Genomic DNA, 16,581 nt, shown 5'->3' with positions numbered 1-16,581 from the left:
ATAGGAGTAATTATGCCCTATTACCGTTACTAAATGTATCTGCGACTAAATTACTAAATTCACGTAAATAATATAAGTAATTATCACCACCGTAGTTATATCTTTTATTATACATCTTTGCAACAACTACATTATATTCAGGTATTACTAAAATGGTCGGTCCAGTAATCCCTAATATTTGATACGACCCTTTTGGAACACGTTCACCAAGTTCGCTTAATTGCGCAGGCTCATTTTGGATGAACCAAAACAATCCATTTTGTGGTAGCTCTTTGTTTATATATGTTGGACTCTGCAAACTCGTAGCGATTTTTATAACTTCTTTTGGAACAATTTGTTTACCATCTATCCCACCTTGATTTAAATGAAGATTGCCCCACTGCGCAAATTCTCTAGCTGAGACAAACAAATTTTTTTCAGTACCGTCATCTACCGTACCAATTTCACTAATTGCGTCTTCATTTGGATTATTAACAACGTCAACTAAATTTTCATCTCGCTGAACTCTCCAACCTGTTTCTTGAAAATTAGCAGGCTTAAACACACGCTCCTTTAACAATTCAGGAAAACTTTTGTTATATAGCTGATAAATAAGACGTGTCATCATTCTTACATTAATATCTCTATACGCCCATGATTGCCCCGGTGCAAATTCACGAAAAATTGTCCTGTCATTCGTTTCTTCTAATCCGTGCGAATGTGTTACTAAATGTCTTATCGTCGTTTTACTAAGCAATGCAGGATCAAAGTCTTTAAAATATTTTATCGCTTCATCATCAATAGAGTTTATTTTCCCCTCATAAAGCGCATACGCTATCATTAATCCTAAATAACTTTTTCTAGCAGAAGCAACGTTAAATTGTGAAGATGCTGTTACTCTCTTGGTTGTAGATGTATTTGAGTGATAACCACTATAATGCTCTAGTACGATTTTATTATCTTTTATAATACAAAGTGCTGTAGCAGAACTATGATTTTTTTCTTTTATATCCTCTACCCAAGAAATCAACTTATCATATGTATACAAATAAATCCCCCTTAATACACATCAAAATTACAGCATGAAAGAAAAGTGCAAAATAGTTTTTACACCTTTCTTTCATATAAAATAACTTGAATTTTCTATACTTAAATAATCCACCAGTTCCAGCAATTAAAGCAACTGAAACATCCTGCGCATCCTATGCATCCGCCGCAACGACCTGCACAACCACCACATCTACCGCCACATCCACCGCAACGTCCACCACAACCGCCACATCCGCCGCAACGACGTGCATCGTCTTGAATGTAATAGTATGGATATTGACTTTGTTGTTGATCCCAATACACAACATTGCCAGTTTGATAATCATTAAGGTTTAATGATTGTAGTTCTTGTTGAAACTGATTCATTATGAAACCCTCCATTTATAAATGTAAATTCCGTCCAAATATTAAAGTTAATAAATTCTTTTAAACAAAGTAGAAACAAGACTATAGACTAAATGCGTACATCAACAAAATATGAACTTACACTAGGTGATGTACCTTGTTTTTCAGCCTATTTTCTTTATATTCATTCGATGGACGTATTTACTATAAATAAAGTGATTTAAAAATTGCTAATCCAACAATTTAGTAGTTCATCACTTAACTTTCTTTCTAGTAATTCCTTCACTAAAGGCATTGGCATGATTTCATAATGATTTAAGGCTTCTTTATTATAATCTATCCAGTGAAATGCTAAATGAGACTCGCTAGATTTCGGTGTTAAGTCCGTATGTAAATCTTGTGACTCTACTTCAAAAATGTGGTTAATTTCATGATGAAGCACTTCTTTATCTTGCCATTGATTTTCTATGACGCCTAAAAATTGTTGTATACTACAGTTTACTCCAAGTTCTTCTCTTAACTCTCTTTTTAATGCATTCTCTGCTGATTCTCCAATTTCAACATGGCCACCAGGTAAAAAATAATGATGGCCGATATATTCAGCAACTAATAATTTTTCATCTTTTATCATGACTGCTCGTACAATATGATGAAATTCACTTTTCAATTGATATTCCTCCTAGTTATTTAATGTATAGTTTCTCAAAATAGTCATTTAGTATTGGTATAATATAAATCATAGGTGTTTCATACGGATGAATATCATTAATAACTTCAAGAGCATCTTTTACAAGTTCTCGTTTACACTTTATTTCAACTTTACATTCTTGTCCTTCGCATATTTGACCAATTTCTCCATTAAAAGGAGATGCCTCTTCTAAAGGTCTCCAATATCCTTTCACTGAACTATAGGAAAGACAATGGTCATATTCGCCCGTTTTACATGCTCCAATTTTATTTAATTCATCCCTTAATGTTTCAATATATTCTTCAGGAATGAACACTTCAATTTTCACTTCAGTAAATTGTATATTTCATTTCACACCTTTACTTCTTAATAGTTAAACAAATAAACGGTATACTTGCTCACCATCATACTCCTGTCCTAATGATATGAAACCATATCGTTCATATAATTTCTTTGCAGAGAGATTATCTTTATGTACGGTTAATCTTATTTCTTTACACGATTTAAAAGTATTTTTTATTATATCAATACTTTCTTGTAATGCTGCTTTTCCATAACCATTACCTTGTTGCGATTGATCAATAATAAATCCGTTAATCCAATACATATCCGATGTCTCTATTACAACAGCATGCATAACAAAACCAACCATAAGGTCCCCATCGTATATAGCGAATGGTATGTACTCTACATTGTCACCATCTGGTTTTATATATACTTTAGCAAGTGAAACTGCTACAGCGGGGACAAATTTTCTTTGATCTTCTTTAACTTGTAACTTTAATGCATCTTCCCAATTGTCTCTCGTAACAACCTTTAACTGGACATTCAATATTGTAAGCTCCTTTATCTAGAGGATGTATTTTTATATTCAACGCATTGAAATAATTCCCTTTTTCGACAGCAACTTATAACATAATTTTTATAAAATCTTGAATGAATTTTTCTGCATCTATTTCTAAAGCTATACGGGCTCCTTCAGATTTAGAGTTAGGGCGAAAATCAGCAAATGTTTGTCCTTTCGTATCTCCGTATGTATCTACATTTACTGTACGATGCACAAATTCAAAAAAACTTGGATTTACTAATCCGCTTATTGCAACCACATCATGTAGCAAAGGTCCTTCCATAGATGGATTAAGTTTTTGGTATGCGGATAGATAGTAGTCATACATTGGTTTCATTATCATATGAAATGGATTCTTTGCATTAGCTTGAATATAGTTAAATACATTTGGTGTTAACACAGCTTTGTTTGTTACATTTAAAGGGAATATGAATAAATTCTTTGCTTGATGGAAAACAATTTTACTTGCTATCGGATCTCCATACACGTTTGCCTCTGCTAATGGCGTAACGTTTCCTACTTCTAAAAAAACACCACCCATGAAATAGATTCCTTTTACATTTAGCATTAAATTATTCCATAAATTAAAAGCAAGTGCTAACGAGGTAGATCTTCCTACATCAACAATCGTTAAATCTTTTCCGTACTTTATAAGAATCGCAGCAATACTGCCGAAATTATATATTGGAATAGATAATATATTTTCTGGAACATGGATGGGTCCTAATCCTTCTGCTCCGTGAATTTCAGGATAGTACGTAGTGATTTCTTCTGTAAGTGGTTTTGTTGCACCACTAATGACAGGAATGTCTTGTCTATTTGCTAACTGTAAAATATACGCTGCATTATGTGCAGCATGTATATGCTCAACATTTCCGTATCCGGTTACAATACCGACAATTTCAATTTCGGGATGCAGTAAACCATACATAATGGCAAATGAGTCATCAATACCTGGATCTCCGAAAAATAATACTTTTTCCAAGAAATACTCTCCCTTCATAAAAACATAGAGTCATCAATAACTATGTATATGAAAAAAGCAAGTATATCTATGCGAATTTTAGAATGGATAATGTTTTACAAAACATTAAAAAGGAACTAGCGAATGCTAATTCCTTTCTTCAGTAACCATTCTCAAATTTAATTAATTATCGTATCCTTCATAAATTGCATCATTTATTAGATTTTGTGTTTTTTTATCATCAGGTACAGGCTTCCACCAATTTCCTGTAATAAATAACATAGTTAATAAATTATAACTATCACTAAAATAACTTTCTCTCTTATTCTTCATCCAATCCCAACCACTATTTACCCACTTTTGATTATTGCTACTCGTTATACTTGCAGCAATAAACGGTGAAACAAATACAGCAGTTGGATAACTACCAATATTGGATCCATTTAATTGATAACCATCCACAATTTTAGAAGGATTTCCATTCGTTTTATTTTGAATCCATGAAGAGACTTTATCAGAAATGACTTTACTTCGCTTCTCGCCGTACATCGCATAGTCCATTACAATTCTTAAAGGTACTCGACTAGCATTATAATAATATGCATTTGTATATTCTGACTCATCTAAGAAGTCTTTAGGTGCGGGTTGTGGTGGGTTTTTTACAACGAAATCTGAAATAAGTCCTGTATTTGGAGAGTACTTATTACTAAATTGCGTATAAACATCGTACAAATTATTAATAACAGTAAGCCAAGTTTTATCACCTGTAAATTCATAAAATGCTCTAAGGTGTGACATCATCCAATCAGATGGTCTCGTATCAAGTGAACTTTTAGAATCCCAATCTCCTAAATTTAGTCGGTTATTATTTGTAACATTACTAGCTTTAATACCTTTTGTAATCATGTCTTGTGCTTCTTTCAAATAATTAACTGTTCCATTAGATCCCCACTGCTTATGAGCAAGAAGAAGAGAATACGCAATATCTAAATCTCCATCAGTAGCAGAATCAAAATGACCTTGTGCTTTTTTACTATCTGCGACAACCCATCCCATTAAATTAGGATTTTGAGAGCTTTTAAAAGTTCTTGCTGTTTTAAATAATCCGTCATATATTTTTTGAGCATTCGAATCATAACCAGCCATTAATACTGTAATTATCATCCCATACCCTTGACCTTCTGAAGTTCCAAGTGGCTTAAACCCATCCGCATCACCTGTAATCTCTCCTTTTACGTAATAACCACCAGGTAAAGAAGATAAATCATTTTTCAAATATTTCTTTTTCCAATTATCGTAGTAACTTCTTACAGAAGCATTTAAACTTTCCTGTGTAACATGATTCGGTTTTATAACACCTGCATAATTAACTTGCTGGGGAAATGGTTTCATTTCCTTTGCAGCAGCTACTTGTTGATTAACTACGGGAATAGAATTTTGTATTGAATTGTCCGTTACACTTGCTGCGAAACTAGAATTAGAAAAACTAGCTAGTCCGATTCCTACAATAGAAATACATGTAAAAATATTTCTTTTTCCATTCATTATGTTGTCAGCTCCTTTTAAAATGCTTACTACATAAAATGTAACATACAATATTTAACTGAAATACAAAATATTATATTTATCAACATAAGAAAGAAACTATATAAAAAAGTATCATAAAATTATTATTGAATTACATTATACGGATTGATTATTTGCTAAATTCCTATGTTTTTCTTTTCTTAATACCGGTATATGAGCAATCACAATTCCAAGTATAGTAATTCCTCCGCCAATTATCGAAACTAAAGTTGGCACTTCTCCTAACCATATCCAAGCAATGAAACACGCAGTTATTGGCGTTAAATATAGAGAACTTGTTGCTTCAGAAGCACCAGCACGAGATATAATATAGCCCAATGCAATATACGGGAGTACTGTTGGAAAGACACCTAAATATATAACGCTCAAGTTAACTTCAAGAGGAGCTGCTAGTATTTCTTGATAAACTCCGGGTAAGAAAATAAGCATACATACAGTACTAGACAAAATTGTATATATGGTAAATGGTAAGAAGCCGTATTTTTTTAAGTAAGATGTTTGGAAAACGAAAAATAGACTTTCTGAAATCGCCGCTAATAATATAAATAATCCCCCGCTATTCAATTGAATAGCATCGCCCTGGCTAAATGAAATTAAGGCAATTCCTGCAAAACTCATTACACCACCGATCCAGCCATTTAATTTCATTTTTTCATTCAAAAAAACAGAAGCAAGAATTGCCGTTACTATTGGAGTGACTGAAATTATTAAACTTGCAGATCCAGCATTTACTGTTTTTTCGCCGTAATTTAATGCGATGTGATAAATAGTAAACCCTAAAGCACCAAATATAAAAATTGCTGGGATATCCTTTAAATCCGGTAGTCGTAGTTTGTATATAAATGAAAATAACAAAAGTATAAATGAAGCGATTAATAAGCGTAGTAAAGTAAGGTGTTCAGGCGTATAAGATTCAAGCCCCATACGAATTGCTGGAAAAGCAGTTCCCCATATAAGAATTGTAAAAGCGTGAGCACATATAATGCGTAAATCCCATTTTTTATTATGCATATTTTTTCTCCTTCCCTAAAAAACCAACCATTTTTAAATTACCAATTATTTCTTTTCATCATATTTAATAGTTGATACAATGTCTTCAACCAGTTATTTATCGGAAAAACCAACCACTTTGAATCTTTTAAATAAACGAAGGAGTTTTTTATATGACGACCGATAAAAAAGTGCCCAAATATCAGCAGATAATAGACTATATGAAAGAAAAAATTGAAAACGGAGAATGGCCAATTGGAAGTAAAATCCCTAGTCAGCGGCAGTTAGCAAAATTATTTCATGTAAATCGAAGTACTGTAATTACTGCGCTAGATGAACTTATAGCAGATGGTTTAATTCAAGGACAAATCGGAGCAGGAACAATTGTAATGAATAATACATGGTCATTATTAGCAACTAATCCTCCGCCCGATTGGAGTGAATATGTAAAAGCCGGTATTCATAAACCAAGTAAGTTAATGGTGCGAGAAATAAATGAAGCAGAAGCAAATAAAACGCTTATCCATCTTAGTAAAGGTGAACTTGCACCTCATCTTTTCCCGCTCGAAACTATGCAATCTATAATAAAAAACGTCAGTGAGGAATTAGATTATTTCGGATACGAAGAACAAAAAGGTATTTATCCGTTACGTGAAGCAATAAGCAAATATGTAAGATCATTTGGAATACATGCATCACCGGATTCTATATTAATAGTCTCTGGTGCACTCCAAGCATTACAATTAATATCGATGGGTCTTTTACATAGAAAATCAACTGTTTTACTTGAACAACCTTCTTACTTATATTCACTTCATGTTTTTCAATCAGCAAATATAAATTTATCCGGTATATCAATGGATCATCACGGTATTTTACCTAACGACTTATTAAAACGAATTAAATATAGTCAAAAGAATAATATTTTATATTCAATCCCTTGTTTTCAAAATCCAACGGGGATATTGATGTCCAAAGAGCGAAGAAAAGAAATATTAAAAATATGTGAAAAAGAGCAATTGCCTATCATCGAGGATGATATATACCGAGAGTTATGGCTTGATGAATCACCTCCAGCTCCTTTAAAGTCGATGGATAAACATGGACATGTATTATATATTGGTAGTCTCTCTAAAACACTTAGCCCAGGACTTAGAATTGGATGGATAATTGGACCAGAACCTGTTATTGATAGATTGTCAGATATAAAAATGCAAACAGACTATGGATCCAGCTCTTTATCTCAAAGAGTAGCTGCTGAATGGATAAATGAAGGTTTTTATGAAGAACATGTAGCAAACGTAAGAATGCACCTGAAAGAACGAAGACAAATAATGATACGAGCTTTAAATAAATATTGTGCAGATATTGCATCATGGGATATTCCTAGTGGTGGATTTTTTATATGGCTAAAGGTTATACATAACATTCCGATGAAAAAACTATTTTCAGAGGCACTATCAAAAGGAATTCTTTTAAATCCGGGACGTATTTATGAAGAAGAATCAGATCAGTACATTCGTTTATCATATGGATATGCTACTCCAGAACAAATGACTAACGGAATTAAATTGCTCAGTGAATTAATTCGGAAGTTAACGGCATAAAAAAAATCCTCTTTTGTTTTTGGAGGATTTTTTTATGTATCTTATTTACCACAATTTCATTTCCTGCCCTAATAAAATAAGCTCTTCATAAGGATCTCCGTCAATATTTAATACTTGAGCAAAAGCAGGTTCTGTTTTTAAACCTTGTTCCTTTAAGCGAATAACTTCTTCCCTTATATGGGGATGCTGCATTAATAGCATGTGCTCCACTATCATGTGTCTATATGCATTTTGATTACGCACTGGCTTCGGTTGAGCAAATAATTCAAATTCAAAACCTTCGAATTCAAAATTCACCTTTATCGATTCAGTACCTTTAATTTTTTTCTTTTTTATGTTGAACCCTCCATAAGAACCATATAAAGATCTCATTTCCTGCTCAAAAACATCAAAATTATATACTTCCATTACAATATCTAAGTCAGATTGAGGAGTATCAATTCTTATAGGGATTGTCCCGCAAAGAACGGGATTATATAAAGCTAAATCCTCCATTATGTTTAGGCTATTCAAAACATCATATATTTTTTGTTGTTTCTCATTGCCAGATTGTAAATATGTAATAGATGTAAACATAGAAGTCTCTCCTTCATTTAACATAATAATCATCTCACTAAATATTTAAATCATTGGGTTTTGTTCTAGGAGTACCTTTATTTCAATATATTAAGCCGAACTAACTATATTTTTCAACTTTTCTCCTATACTGCAATACTATAAAAATAAAAAAGGAGGAATTATTATGAGCATTTTTAACATTCTTTTAACCATACACATCCTATTTGGAACAATATGCTTAATCACTGGTATTGTAGCGATGGTTGCCCAAAAGAAGAAAGGAAAACATACCGAATGGGGCGAAATATATCATGCATCCTATGTTGTCATTACCCTTACGGCAATAATATTATCCATTATCAACTGGGATAAAATCGCATATTTATTTTATGTAGCAATCTTCTCTTATTCATTTGCGATTTATGGATACCTTGCACGAAAAAAACGTTGGAAAAATTGGCTCCATCACCACATTAGAGGCATGTTAGGTTCTTATATTGGTGCAGTCACCGCACTTTTAGTAAATGTCGGCATCCATATTCCCATTATAAATTTACTTCCGCCAATATGGTTTTGGTTTTTACCGACCTTAATTGGTATCCCCCTCGTAGCCAGTGTATCAAAAAAATATAAAAAGCGTAGTTGAAATTAATTACATTTTGATTACTTTCTGATTATTAGAATGAAAAATTATACTCTATGCATCACGAATGATATTATAAGTGCTCGCCCTATGAATATTTAAAATAAAGTGCCGCCCAACTGGACGGCTCTTATTTTCACTTTACAAACGTAACATATTCACCAGAAACCCATTGATTTCCACCAACATTATACCAACCATCTTTATATCCAAACGATTGATATTTTTCACCTTGATACACGTTTTTCACAATGCCGTAATTTGTTCCAGGGCCGGTACGAACACGCAATACATCCGCGATTATAGTAACTACACCTACACCATCATTTGATGATTGTGAAGTTGCTGGTACATTTCCTCCCGTATAACGGATGTATGATGGATCGTTATAAACCCACTGATCGCCACCTAGATTTAACCAACCATTTGTTTGTCCAAATACTTTGTAGGACTCTCCTTTCCCTAATTGACGAATAACGCCATATCCAGTACCAGGTCCTTTTCGTAAATTTACATTACTACCGTTAATATAAGCAACCCCTACATTATCATTCGACGTGGGAGGAGTCACTACGTTTTGAGCACCTTTTCCAAAAGTATCCGTTCCATACCCTTTGTAGTTATATTGCAAATGCGGGCTATCCACAAATCCTTTCCAGTCACCGCCCCATTCGAAACCAATTTGTTTAGCATAACGAATTGCTGAAGCCCACGGTTCTTTATTATAGCCATTCCAATCTTCTGTACCATTCGACTGAATTGGAACAAAATCTAATGCCTGTCCTACTAAGTGATATGAGCGCATCGTTTGTGATGCTCCTTTACGAACATATTCACGTTGTTGCTCGACTGTACGGATTGTTTCATAAATTAATACTTCAATTCCATTGTCGATACAGTACTGATACCACTTAAAAGCTGCAGCTTTCGTATTATCCGCTAATTTATTCAGATTACTTACATTTCTATTGTGGTATTTCAATATGCAACATCTCCTTTTCTATTATCCTATGCAAAACTCGTCTCACGGGTTGTACATATACCTAGAACGATACGAAGTACAAATACATAGGAAGCCAATTCAGCTAAAAAGGTTTTCACTTCTAGCTTCAAACTTTGTAAGTTGAAATCGAAGCAATAAAAAAACCACAACCTAAGTCTTCAAGTTGCGGTTTTTGGTATTTTCTTTTTATATGCTACATGCCTTCTTGCATTGATAATCCTAATATGCAGGTTTTGTAAATTTTTCCTTTATGAATAACACTTCTTATTCATGACTTTTCAAATCCAATAATATTGAATGTAAACGATCCGGATAATTAGTAAACATCCCATCGACTCCCCATGAAAGTAACTTTTTCATATCTTTTTCATTATCTACTGTAAATGGATGAACTTCTAATCCGCTTTTCTTTATTTTCTTTACATAATCTGAATCAATATATTTGTAATTCATACCAAGACCTATGCAGTACGTTTTATACTTTTCTATCTCTAATTCTGTTAATTGAACTGCTTTTTTATAAGGTAATAATTGTACTAAGGATATATTACTATTTAAGCCATGAATCTTTTGTAGACTTTCTTCACTAAACGATTGAATAATAACTTTATCCTGTATTTCATAATGATTAATAATTTCTAATAATTTTTCTTCCATTCCTGGATATTCATTAGGTGATTTTGTTTCGATATAATAGTTCGCATTATGCCCAAACGTTTTAATAATTTCTGTTAATGTTGGGACTTTAACATTTTCAAATTCTTTCTTTGCTAAGTTCGGATATTTTTCATTAAAAAAAGAACCTGCATTTAGTTGCTTTACTTCTTCTAATGTATGCTCTTTCACTAGCCCTGTACCATTTGTTGTACGGTTTAAGGTTTCGTCATGCATAGCCACTAAATGTCCATCTTTTGTCATTTGGAGATCAATTTCTATATAATCTCCATTCATTTGTTGGCCTAATCGATATGCTGCTATTGTATGTTCAGGCGCGAACGCAGAAGCACCTCTATGTGCGATATTTTTTATATGATTTGATTGATTCATAGCTTTAGTATACTTATGTTCATTTATTTTCTGAAAAACAAAGATACTTATTACTATAAATGCACAAATTATTGTAACGAGATATATCTTTTTCATAACGATTTATAAGCTCCTATATAAAGACGATTTAACTTGAATGATTTACTCAATTAAATGTCGATTTTCCAATACAGTCATTTTGCCGATATCTTGAAATCCCGATTTTTTATAAATATTGATTCCATCGGGTGAAGCTTGTAATACACAATACGTATTTTTAAATTTATGTGCTTCTTGCAGCAGGAAATTGAACATAGCAGATCCGAACCCTCGTCCTCTCATTCCTTCTTTCGTTGCTATGTCATAAATACCAATACTATCTTTTGAACATATCAATGAACCAACAGTTACGACTTCACCTTCATATAACCCTAAAAATAATTTCAGATTCTCACTGTTACATATATCAAGATTAGAAATTTGATTATAGAATGCTTGTACATGTATACCTTCTTCTGATGTACCGAATAGATCAGCTAACGTTTCTCCAAATTTATTTATTTGTCCAGGTGAAGATGCTTGTTGAATAGTAAAACTTACTGGCATGTTTATTGTTGGGGAAATTGTTTTTAAGTCTGCTACCATCGCAATATTCTGTTCCACTTCTTTTAAACCGATTTTAATTAACTCACTTTTTATATCCCGCTCTTGCTCCTCATCCCATAACCAAACACTCATTGGAAATTTCTTTTGATTATAGTATTCTACCTCCTTATATAATTTCTCGACCCCTTCCGTTAAATTATTGTTCAGTAGAGTAATGATATTAAATGTATCGGCAGGTAATCCACAATCAACAGCAATATAATCTTTCGTTTTTTTTATACTCATTCCGGGCACAAATTGCGCAACATATGAAGTTTTAAATGCAAAGTTTTCTAGTAGTAGTTGTTTATAATTCATCAATAGTTCTCCTTTTCATAAAAAGTAACACTCGAATTTTTCTATATTAAATATAACATATTAGAAATTTACCATTTTCTATAAAAAGTACCTCTTTAAATTGTGCTCTATAGTTTAAAATAATTAAAAATGATATAACGTTGTCGGAATGAAAAAAGTGGTATATAATAAATATTAACATTACTAGTAATTATTTTAGGTATTCCTAGAATAAAGGAGCGATACATATGAAAATTACTATTTATTTCGGAAGTCATGAAGATCAAGATGTTCGTACTATGGACTGTCATTTAGATGTAGAAGATACAGAAGAGATTGTTTCTGTATCATAATATAAATAGTTAGGGTAAACCCTATCCCTTACAGCGTTTAAGGCACCTTTTATAAGGTGTCTTTTTTGTTATATTTTCATCAAAAACCCTTTACTTTATAGCGTTTTAATAGTAAAATGTAAATATACGAACAAACGTTCTTTTTATTTTAAACGTACATGAAGGGATGATTTTAACAATGGCTCCATTAAAGCGCAGAGGAAGAAAAAAGCAAGCACCTATTATTTCAAATACAGGCTTTATCGGCTCTGTCTTTATTGATACATTGGAGTTACAAAAGAAATCCTATTATTTCGCTCGTAAAAAACTTCAAATTGTTCATCACGTATTAGATGGTCTCTCTGGAGCAACAAGTGCTTTATTTAAAGAACATAACATTTCAGCATACATGTCATGTGTGTATTTACATAAACAAAAGAAAATTGGTTTTGTTCTTTCAACGAAACCATTTGAACAAAGTGATGGCGTTGCTTATTTTGTAAATTATTTAATCGAAAAGAATTTTTATGGCGGCCATGATGAAGATGTAGAATATCAAGAAGTATTTAATACAGGTTTTATCGGTGTAGTATTCGCTGATTTATCTAGTATAGATCGCTTTAATTTCGAGTTTGAAATGGGTATGCTAACGAAATTAATGAAAGATATGATTATTCCAGTTAAAGAACTCTTTTTACGCCATAATGTACCGGCTTACATCTCCACTTCTCACTTAGAAGAACAAAACAAATTAGGTTTCGTTCTCTCTGTAAAGCCATATGACGAACGCGCTGAAGCAGATTTATATTTTGAAGCATATTTAAAAGAACGCGGATTATTTATTGGTGATGAAGAAGATGATATTGATAAGATTGTCATTAGAAAAACCGCTGAATTACGATAGAAAAGCGCAGGATGCTGATCCTGCGCTTTTTATAATTTATGAAACTGATTTACCAAATAAACGGTATTAATTTTTTTGTTTTCTGTTTATAGACTGTAAATTGTTCTCCATACTTTTTCTGTAAGTAACCATCAGATTTTGGAATATATTCAAAAACGAATACAAAGAACAGGCCTAGAGGTATAAATAAACTATAAATATTGCTAGCGATAAATGCTAAACCTAACACCCAAAGGCAATCCCCCAGATAATTAATATGAATCGCATATTTAAATAAACCACCTGTATATAGCTTACCTTGATTTACAGGATTGTCTTTAAAGGATTTTCTAAGTAGCTCTGAAACTGTGTTTAACATACTTCCTCCTAAAAACAATATCCAACCTATTGTAAGTAATATTAAATTAGGATCCTGATTACTAGTAATCATTAAGATTGGAAAACCTAAATAATAAATTCCAAAAGCAATACTGTTCATAATGGCTTCTTGCCATGAAATCCCTCTAGGCAACCATATAAACATCATAGCCGTTAATCGTAAAGCGGTGATAATCAAAGCTATAAACAGCCCTATTGAAATGCCTGGTTTGAAATAAGTAATGAAAAGTAAGTAATACGCAATGATTAGATAAATAAGCTCAGTAACTAAAATTAATATTTTTTCTTTTATTGTTGGCCGGTTTATACCATACATTGTGATACGCTCCTTCCTTTATTCATTTTATAGGAAAATAAACTTCTATGATATTATTCTCCTCCTGTGTGCTATAAGGATTCGTTTTATAAACTTCAAACGGAGCTCCATTCAGTTTATAGTTATTTTCTTCAATCCAAACATGTAGCTTTGTATGAATAAAAGGTAATTCTTCGTAAGAACCAATAAGCGTAGCCATTGCGCAAAGACCGGGATTAAACACTTTTGTTTTATTTGTGGCTTCTGCAAGGGGAATCGCAATTTCAACATCATAATTTTCAGGTACATATTCTGAACTATGGAATATAGCAAGTGGTTTTGCACTAGGTAATAAATTTTCAAATAAAATTTTACTAAACAACTCATTAAAGTGTATTAGGAAATCAGCGGTATTAATTTGTTTTCGCTGAGATAATATATTATAGGTTAAGTGATTTACAAGATTAATCTCAATACGATTTAAGTAACCTATGATACTTTCCTCTTCATTTAATTGTTGAATATCAAGCTTTAATTCTTTTAATAAAGAAGAATAATATGTTATCTGCTGTGTTAGATTTTCTTGTTTGCCTTTCATTTTAGAGTTAAGCAATTCAGTATTCTCCCGATCTTCTAAAATATCCTTAATTTCTTCCAGCGAAAATAAATAAGTTTTTAATCGTGTAATCAATAAAGCTATTTCTAATTGGAAAATCTCATAGTAGCGATAGCCATTCTTAGCGTCTATGAAAGCTGGTTTTAAAAGCCCAATTTCATCATAATAGCGCAGCGTCTTCATTGTAAGATGAGATATTTTTGAAAACTCTCCAATTGAAAGCATAATACTCACCTCCTGTATTTAATTATTTTAAATATACTGCTTCCTGTAAGGGGAAGGTCAATCAACAAAGTTAAATTTTATTATTGTATTTCGGAACGATATTCATCCCCTCAACCTACAATTTTAAAGTATTCTCCAAAACGAATATGTAATATTTTCAAAATTGTTCATGGGAAATTAGCCCATTTTTTCGTTTTATAGTATTTGCATTTCTTAACTTGAAAAATGTAGCAGTAACCATTCTATAAATAATCTAAGATCCACTAAGCGCTATAATCTTTCGAATGAACTTCTAATATGAAACAATTCGATGAAACTTTAATTACTATTAAATATAAGATTCCCCCTACAATTGTAATCATGTAGGCTGGAATATAATTTAATAATAGACCGGATAGCGCCATTGCTATAGGAAGCATCATTTTACTTATACTTAATCCAATGCTGAGAACCCTCCCTCTATATTCATCAGGAATCTCTTTTTGCATGAAATAAGCTATAGGTATATCAATAAGCACTATAATTAGTCCTAAAAAGAACATAACAACACAATAGGTAATAACGTATACAAAATCATTTACCTCAAAACTTTTGAATAAAACTGGAATTCCTGAAATAATCATAAAAACCGCCAACATAAAGCTTAACTTTTTCAAAAGATAAGCGTAAGAAAAACGATCGGTTATCTTTTTTACTAAAATCGCACCAATTATCATGCCTACTGGAAAAGTCCCTTGAATCATACCAAATTGTTTAGAACCAAGATCGAGAACTGTATTAATAATGTATGGCAATGGAACAGTTACAGCAAACCCTAAGAAGAAATTAAGTGAAATTAAAATACTGAACGTATTTTTTAAGCTTTTCCGCTCCATTAAGTAAGAGTATCCCTCCTTTATATCTTCAATAAAATTAATTTTTCTAATTGAACATTCCTCATTTATGTTTTGCTCAAACAATTTAAAGTTAATAAATAATATGGAAATAGCCGAAAGGATAAATGAAATACCGTTTATAATTATAAAAATTTTAATATCAAAGACTGCAAAAACAATACCACCTAACATAGGACCTAGAATTAAAGATATAGAATCGATAATTTTACTTATAGAGTTAATACTCATTAACCGCTCTTTAGTGACCATATTCGGTTTTACGGCCTCTAAACCTATTCCAAAAAAAGTTGTGAATACTGTCATAAGAAAGGTAGTAGTATAAATGATGAATAAGTTTAATCCATAATAGCTGCTTAATATATAAACAGTTATTAATAAGCATCCGCTTAGTAAATCCATACAAATAACCAGTTTCTTTTTATCAACCTTATCAGCAATGACACCGGAAAATGGATTCATAACAATCATCGGAATAGTTCCTAAAATAAGCGTAATGGCAAAATTTAATGCTGATCCGGTTATATGTAAAACATATAATCCTAATGCAAAACTATAAATAGAGCTACCAAATATTGATACTGTTTTCCCGAATGAATAGAGACACATATTTCTTAGTTCTTGGTTTCTTTTTTTATTTTCTATATGTAATCGTAAACTTCCCATCACTTTTCCCCCTACCTAACTTTGTGTTACGTACATTGTAAGT

Annotated in this window: 18 protein-coding genes; 3 read left to right on the top strand and 15 right to left on the bottom strand. The window is 32.1% G+C overall.

The window, feature by feature from the left end; all coding sequences use genetic code 11:
* Positions 1 to 10 precede the first annotated feature (10 nt).
* The 8 genes from GD442_RS12560 to GD442_RS12525 form a co-directional block, all read right to left on the bottom strand.
* Positions 11 to 1,027, bottom strand: coding sequence for a serine hydrolase domain-containing protein (locus tag GD442_RS12560; protein WP_000288894.1), 1,017 nt, complete (start codon positions 1,025 to 1,027; stop codon positions 11 to 13).
* A 101-nt stretch (positions 1,028 to 1,128) separates the two neighbouring features.
* Positions 1,129 to 1,395 (bottom strand): heterocycloanthracin/sonorensin family bacteriocin, encoded by a 267-nt coding sequence (locus tag GD442_RS12555; RefSeq protein WP_001071389.1) that lies wholly within the window; start codon positions 1,393 to 1,395, stop codon positions 1,129 to 1,131.
* Positions 1,396 to 1,594: 199 nt separating this feature from the next.
* The gene (locus tag GD442_RS12550; RefSeq protein ID WP_000834200.1) at positions 1,595 to 2,041 is read right to left on the bottom strand and encodes an NUDIX domain-containing protein; all 447 of its coding nucleotides are present in this window, start codon (positions 2,039 to 2,041) and stop codon (positions 1,595 to 1,597) included.
* Between the two features lie 16 nt (positions 2,042 to 2,057).
* Positions 2,058 to 2,405 (bottom strand): divalent cation tolerance protein CutA, encoded by a 348-nt coding sequence (gene cutA, locus GD442_RS12545; RefSeq protein WP_001160791.1) that lies wholly within the window; start codon positions 2,403 to 2,405, stop codon positions 2,058 to 2,060.
* 30 nt (positions 2,406 to 2,435) lie between these two features.
* A complete protein-coding gene (locus GD442_RS12540) occupies positions 2,436 to 2,894 on the bottom strand; it encodes a GNAT family N-acetyltransferase (RefSeq protein WP_001102671.1) in 459 nt (152 codons plus the stop codon).
* Positions 2,895 to 2,970: 76 nt separating this feature from the next.
* Entirely contained in the window at positions 2,971 to 3,894 is a 924-nt protein-coding gene (locus tag GD442_RS12535) for a nucleoside hydrolase (protein WP_000416777.1), read from the bottom strand.
* Between the two features lie 162 nt (positions 3,895 to 4,056).
* A complete protein-coding gene (locus tag GD442_RS12530) occupies positions 4,057 to 5,418 on the bottom strand; it encodes a family 8 glycosyl hydrolase (RefSeq protein WP_001013617.1) in 1,362 nt (453 codons plus the stop codon).
* Between the two features lie 138 nt (positions 5,419 to 5,556).
* A complete protein-coding gene (locus GD442_RS12525) occupies positions 5,557 to 6,471 on the bottom strand; it encodes a DMT family transporter (protein ID WP_000551621.1) in 915 nt (304 codons plus the stop codon).
* Between the two features lie 152 nt (positions 6,472 to 6,623).
* Here GD442_RS12525 and norG point away from each other — a divergent pair, with 152 nt between their 5' ends.
* The gene (norG, locus tag GD442_RS12520) at positions 6,624 to 8,057 is read left to right on the top strand and encodes an efflux pump transcription regulator NorG (RefSeq protein ID WP_086408047.1); all 1,434 of its coding nucleotides are present in this window, start codon (positions 6,624 to 6,626) and stop codon (positions 8,055 to 8,057) included.
* A 45-nt stretch (positions 8,058 to 8,102) separates the two neighbouring features.
* Here the strand turns inward: norG and GD442_RS12515 are convergent, their stop codons facing one another.
* Positions 8,103 to 8,633 carry a DUF4269 domain-containing protein gene (locus tag GD442_RS12515; RefSeq protein ID WP_000495197.1) on the bottom strand — a complete coding sequence of 177 codons (531 nt, stop codon included), beginning with the start codon at positions 8,631 to 8,633 and terminating at the stop codon, positions 8,103 to 8,105.
* Positions 8,634 to 8,799: 166 nt separating this feature from the next.
* Here GD442_RS12515 and GD442_RS12510 point away from each other — a divergent pair, with 166 nt between their 5' ends.
* The gene (locus GD442_RS12510) at positions 8,800 to 9,261 is read left to right on the top strand and encodes a DUF2306 domain-containing protein (RefSeq protein ID WP_000021744.1); all 462 of its coding nucleotides are present in this window, start codon (positions 8,800 to 8,802) and stop codon (positions 9,259 to 9,261) included.
* A gap of 133 nt (positions 9,262 to 9,394) precedes the next feature.
* Here GD442_RS12510 and GD442_RS12505 read toward each other — a convergent pair whose 3' ends face one another.
* From GD442_RS12505 to GD442_RS12495, 3 genes are all read right to left on the bottom strand, one after another.
* Complete coding sequence (locus tag GD442_RS12505; RefSeq protein WP_000873738.1) at positions 9,395 to 10,240, bottom strand: SH3 domain-containing protein; 846 nt, start codon at positions 10,238 to 10,240, stop codon at positions 9,395 to 9,397.
* Positions 10,241 to 10,525: 285 nt separating this feature from the next.
* Positions 10,526 to 11,404 carry a glycerophosphodiester phosphodiesterase gene (locus tag GD442_RS12500; RefSeq protein WP_000725659.1) on the bottom strand — a complete coding sequence of 293 codons (879 nt, stop codon included), beginning with the start codon at positions 11,402 to 11,404 and terminating at the stop codon, positions 10,526 to 10,528.
* A 45-nt stretch (positions 11,405 to 11,449) separates the two neighbouring features.
* Positions 11,450 to 12,250, bottom strand: a complete 801-nt coding sequence (locus GD442_RS12495) for a GNAT family N-acetyltransferase (protein ID WP_001107097.1) — start codon at positions 12,248 to 12,250, stop codon at positions 11,450 to 11,452.
* A gap of 510 nt (positions 12,251 to 12,760) precedes the next feature.
* Between GD442_RS12495 and GD442_RS12490 the strand changes: the two genes are divergently transcribed.
* Complete coding sequence (locus GD442_RS12490) at positions 12,761 to 13,465, top strand: hypothetical protein (protein ID WP_000035355.1); 705 nt, start codon at positions 12,761 to 12,763, stop codon at positions 13,463 to 13,465.
* 49 nt (positions 13,466 to 13,514) lie between these two features.
* Here the strand turns inward: GD442_RS12490 and GD442_RS12485 are convergent, their stop codons facing one another.
* From GD442_RS12485 to GD442_RS12475, 3 genes are all read right to left on the bottom strand, one after another.
* The gene (locus GD442_RS12485) at positions 13,515 to 14,159 is read right to left on the bottom strand and encodes a methyltransferase family protein (RefSeq protein ID WP_000274259.1); all 645 of its coding nucleotides are present in this window, start codon (positions 14,157 to 14,159) and stop codon (positions 13,515 to 13,517) included.
* A 22-nt stretch (positions 14,160 to 14,181) separates the two neighbouring features.
* The gene (locus tag GD442_RS12480; protein ID WP_000948767.1) at positions 14,182 to 14,979 is read right to left on the bottom strand and encodes a MerR family transcriptional regulator; all 798 of its coding nucleotides are present in this window, start codon (positions 14,977 to 14,979) and stop codon (positions 14,182 to 14,184) included.
* Positions 14,980 to 15,242: 263 nt separating this feature from the next.
* Positions 15,243 to 16,538 (bottom strand): MFS transporter, encoded by a 1,296-nt coding sequence (locus tag GD442_RS12475; RefSeq protein ID WP_000535175.1) that lies wholly within the window; start codon positions 16,536 to 16,538, stop codon positions 15,243 to 15,245.
* Positions 16,539 to 16,581 lie beyond the last annotated feature (43 nt).

The organism is Bacillus sp. A260, from assembly GCF_009861435.1.
GTDB lineage: Bacteria > Bacillota > Bacilli > Bacillales > Bacillaceae_G > Bacillus_A > Bacillus_A cereus.
This window is presented reverse-complemented; position numbering and strand designations above follow the sequence as displayed.

What these genes read in the sequence shown, in the direction of transcription:
- GD442_RS12475 (WP_000535175.1), bottom strand. Translation starts at nt 16,538, where the DNA reads ATGGGAAGTTTACGATTACATATAGAAAATAAAAAAAGAAACCAAGAA.
- GD442_RS12480 (WP_000948767.1), bottom strand. Translation starts at nt 14,979, where the DNA reads ATGCTTTCAATTGGAGAGTTTTCAAAAATATCTCATCTTACAATGAAG.
- GD442_RS12555 (WP_001071389.1), bottom strand. Translation starts at nt 1,395, where the DNA reads ATGAATCAGTTTCAACAAGAACTACAATCATTAAACCTTAATGATTAT.
- GD442_RS12510 (WP_000021744.1), top strand. Translation starts at nt 8,800, where the DNA reads ATGAGCATTTTTAACATTCTTTTAACCATACACATCCTATTTGGAACA.
- GD442_RS12495 (WP_001107097.1), bottom strand. Translation starts at nt 12,250, where the DNA reads ATGAATTATAAACAACTACTACTAGAAAACTTTGCATTTAAAACTTCA.
- GD442_RS12500 (WP_000725659.1), bottom strand. Translation starts at nt 11,404, where the DNA reads ATGAAAAAGATATATCTCGTTACAATAATTTGTGCATTTATAGTAATA.
- GD442_RS12525 (WP_000551621.1), bottom strand. Translation starts at nt 6,471, where the DNA reads ATGCATAATAAAAAATGGGATTTACGCATTATATGTGCTCACGCTTTT.
- GD442_RS12530 (WP_001013617.1), bottom strand. Translation starts at nt 5,418, where the DNA reads ATGAATGGAAAAAGAAATATTTTTACATGTATTTCTATTGTAGGAATC.
- GD442_RS12490 (WP_000035355.1), top strand. Translation starts at nt 12,761, where the DNA reads ATGGCTCCATTAAAGCGCAGAGGAAGAAAAAAGCAAGCACCTATTATT.
- norG (WP_086408047.1), top strand. Translation starts at nt 6,624, where the DNA reads ATGACGACCGATAAAAAAGTGCCCAAATATCAGCAGATAATAGACTAT.
- GD442_RS12485 (WP_000274259.1), bottom strand. Translation starts at nt 14,159, where the DNA reads ATGTATGGTATAAACCGGCCAACAATAAAAGAAAAAATATTAATTTTA.
- GD442_RS12515 (WP_000495197.1), bottom strand. Translation starts at nt 8,633, where the DNA reads ATGTTTACATCTATTACATATTTACAATCTGGCAATGAGAAACAACAA.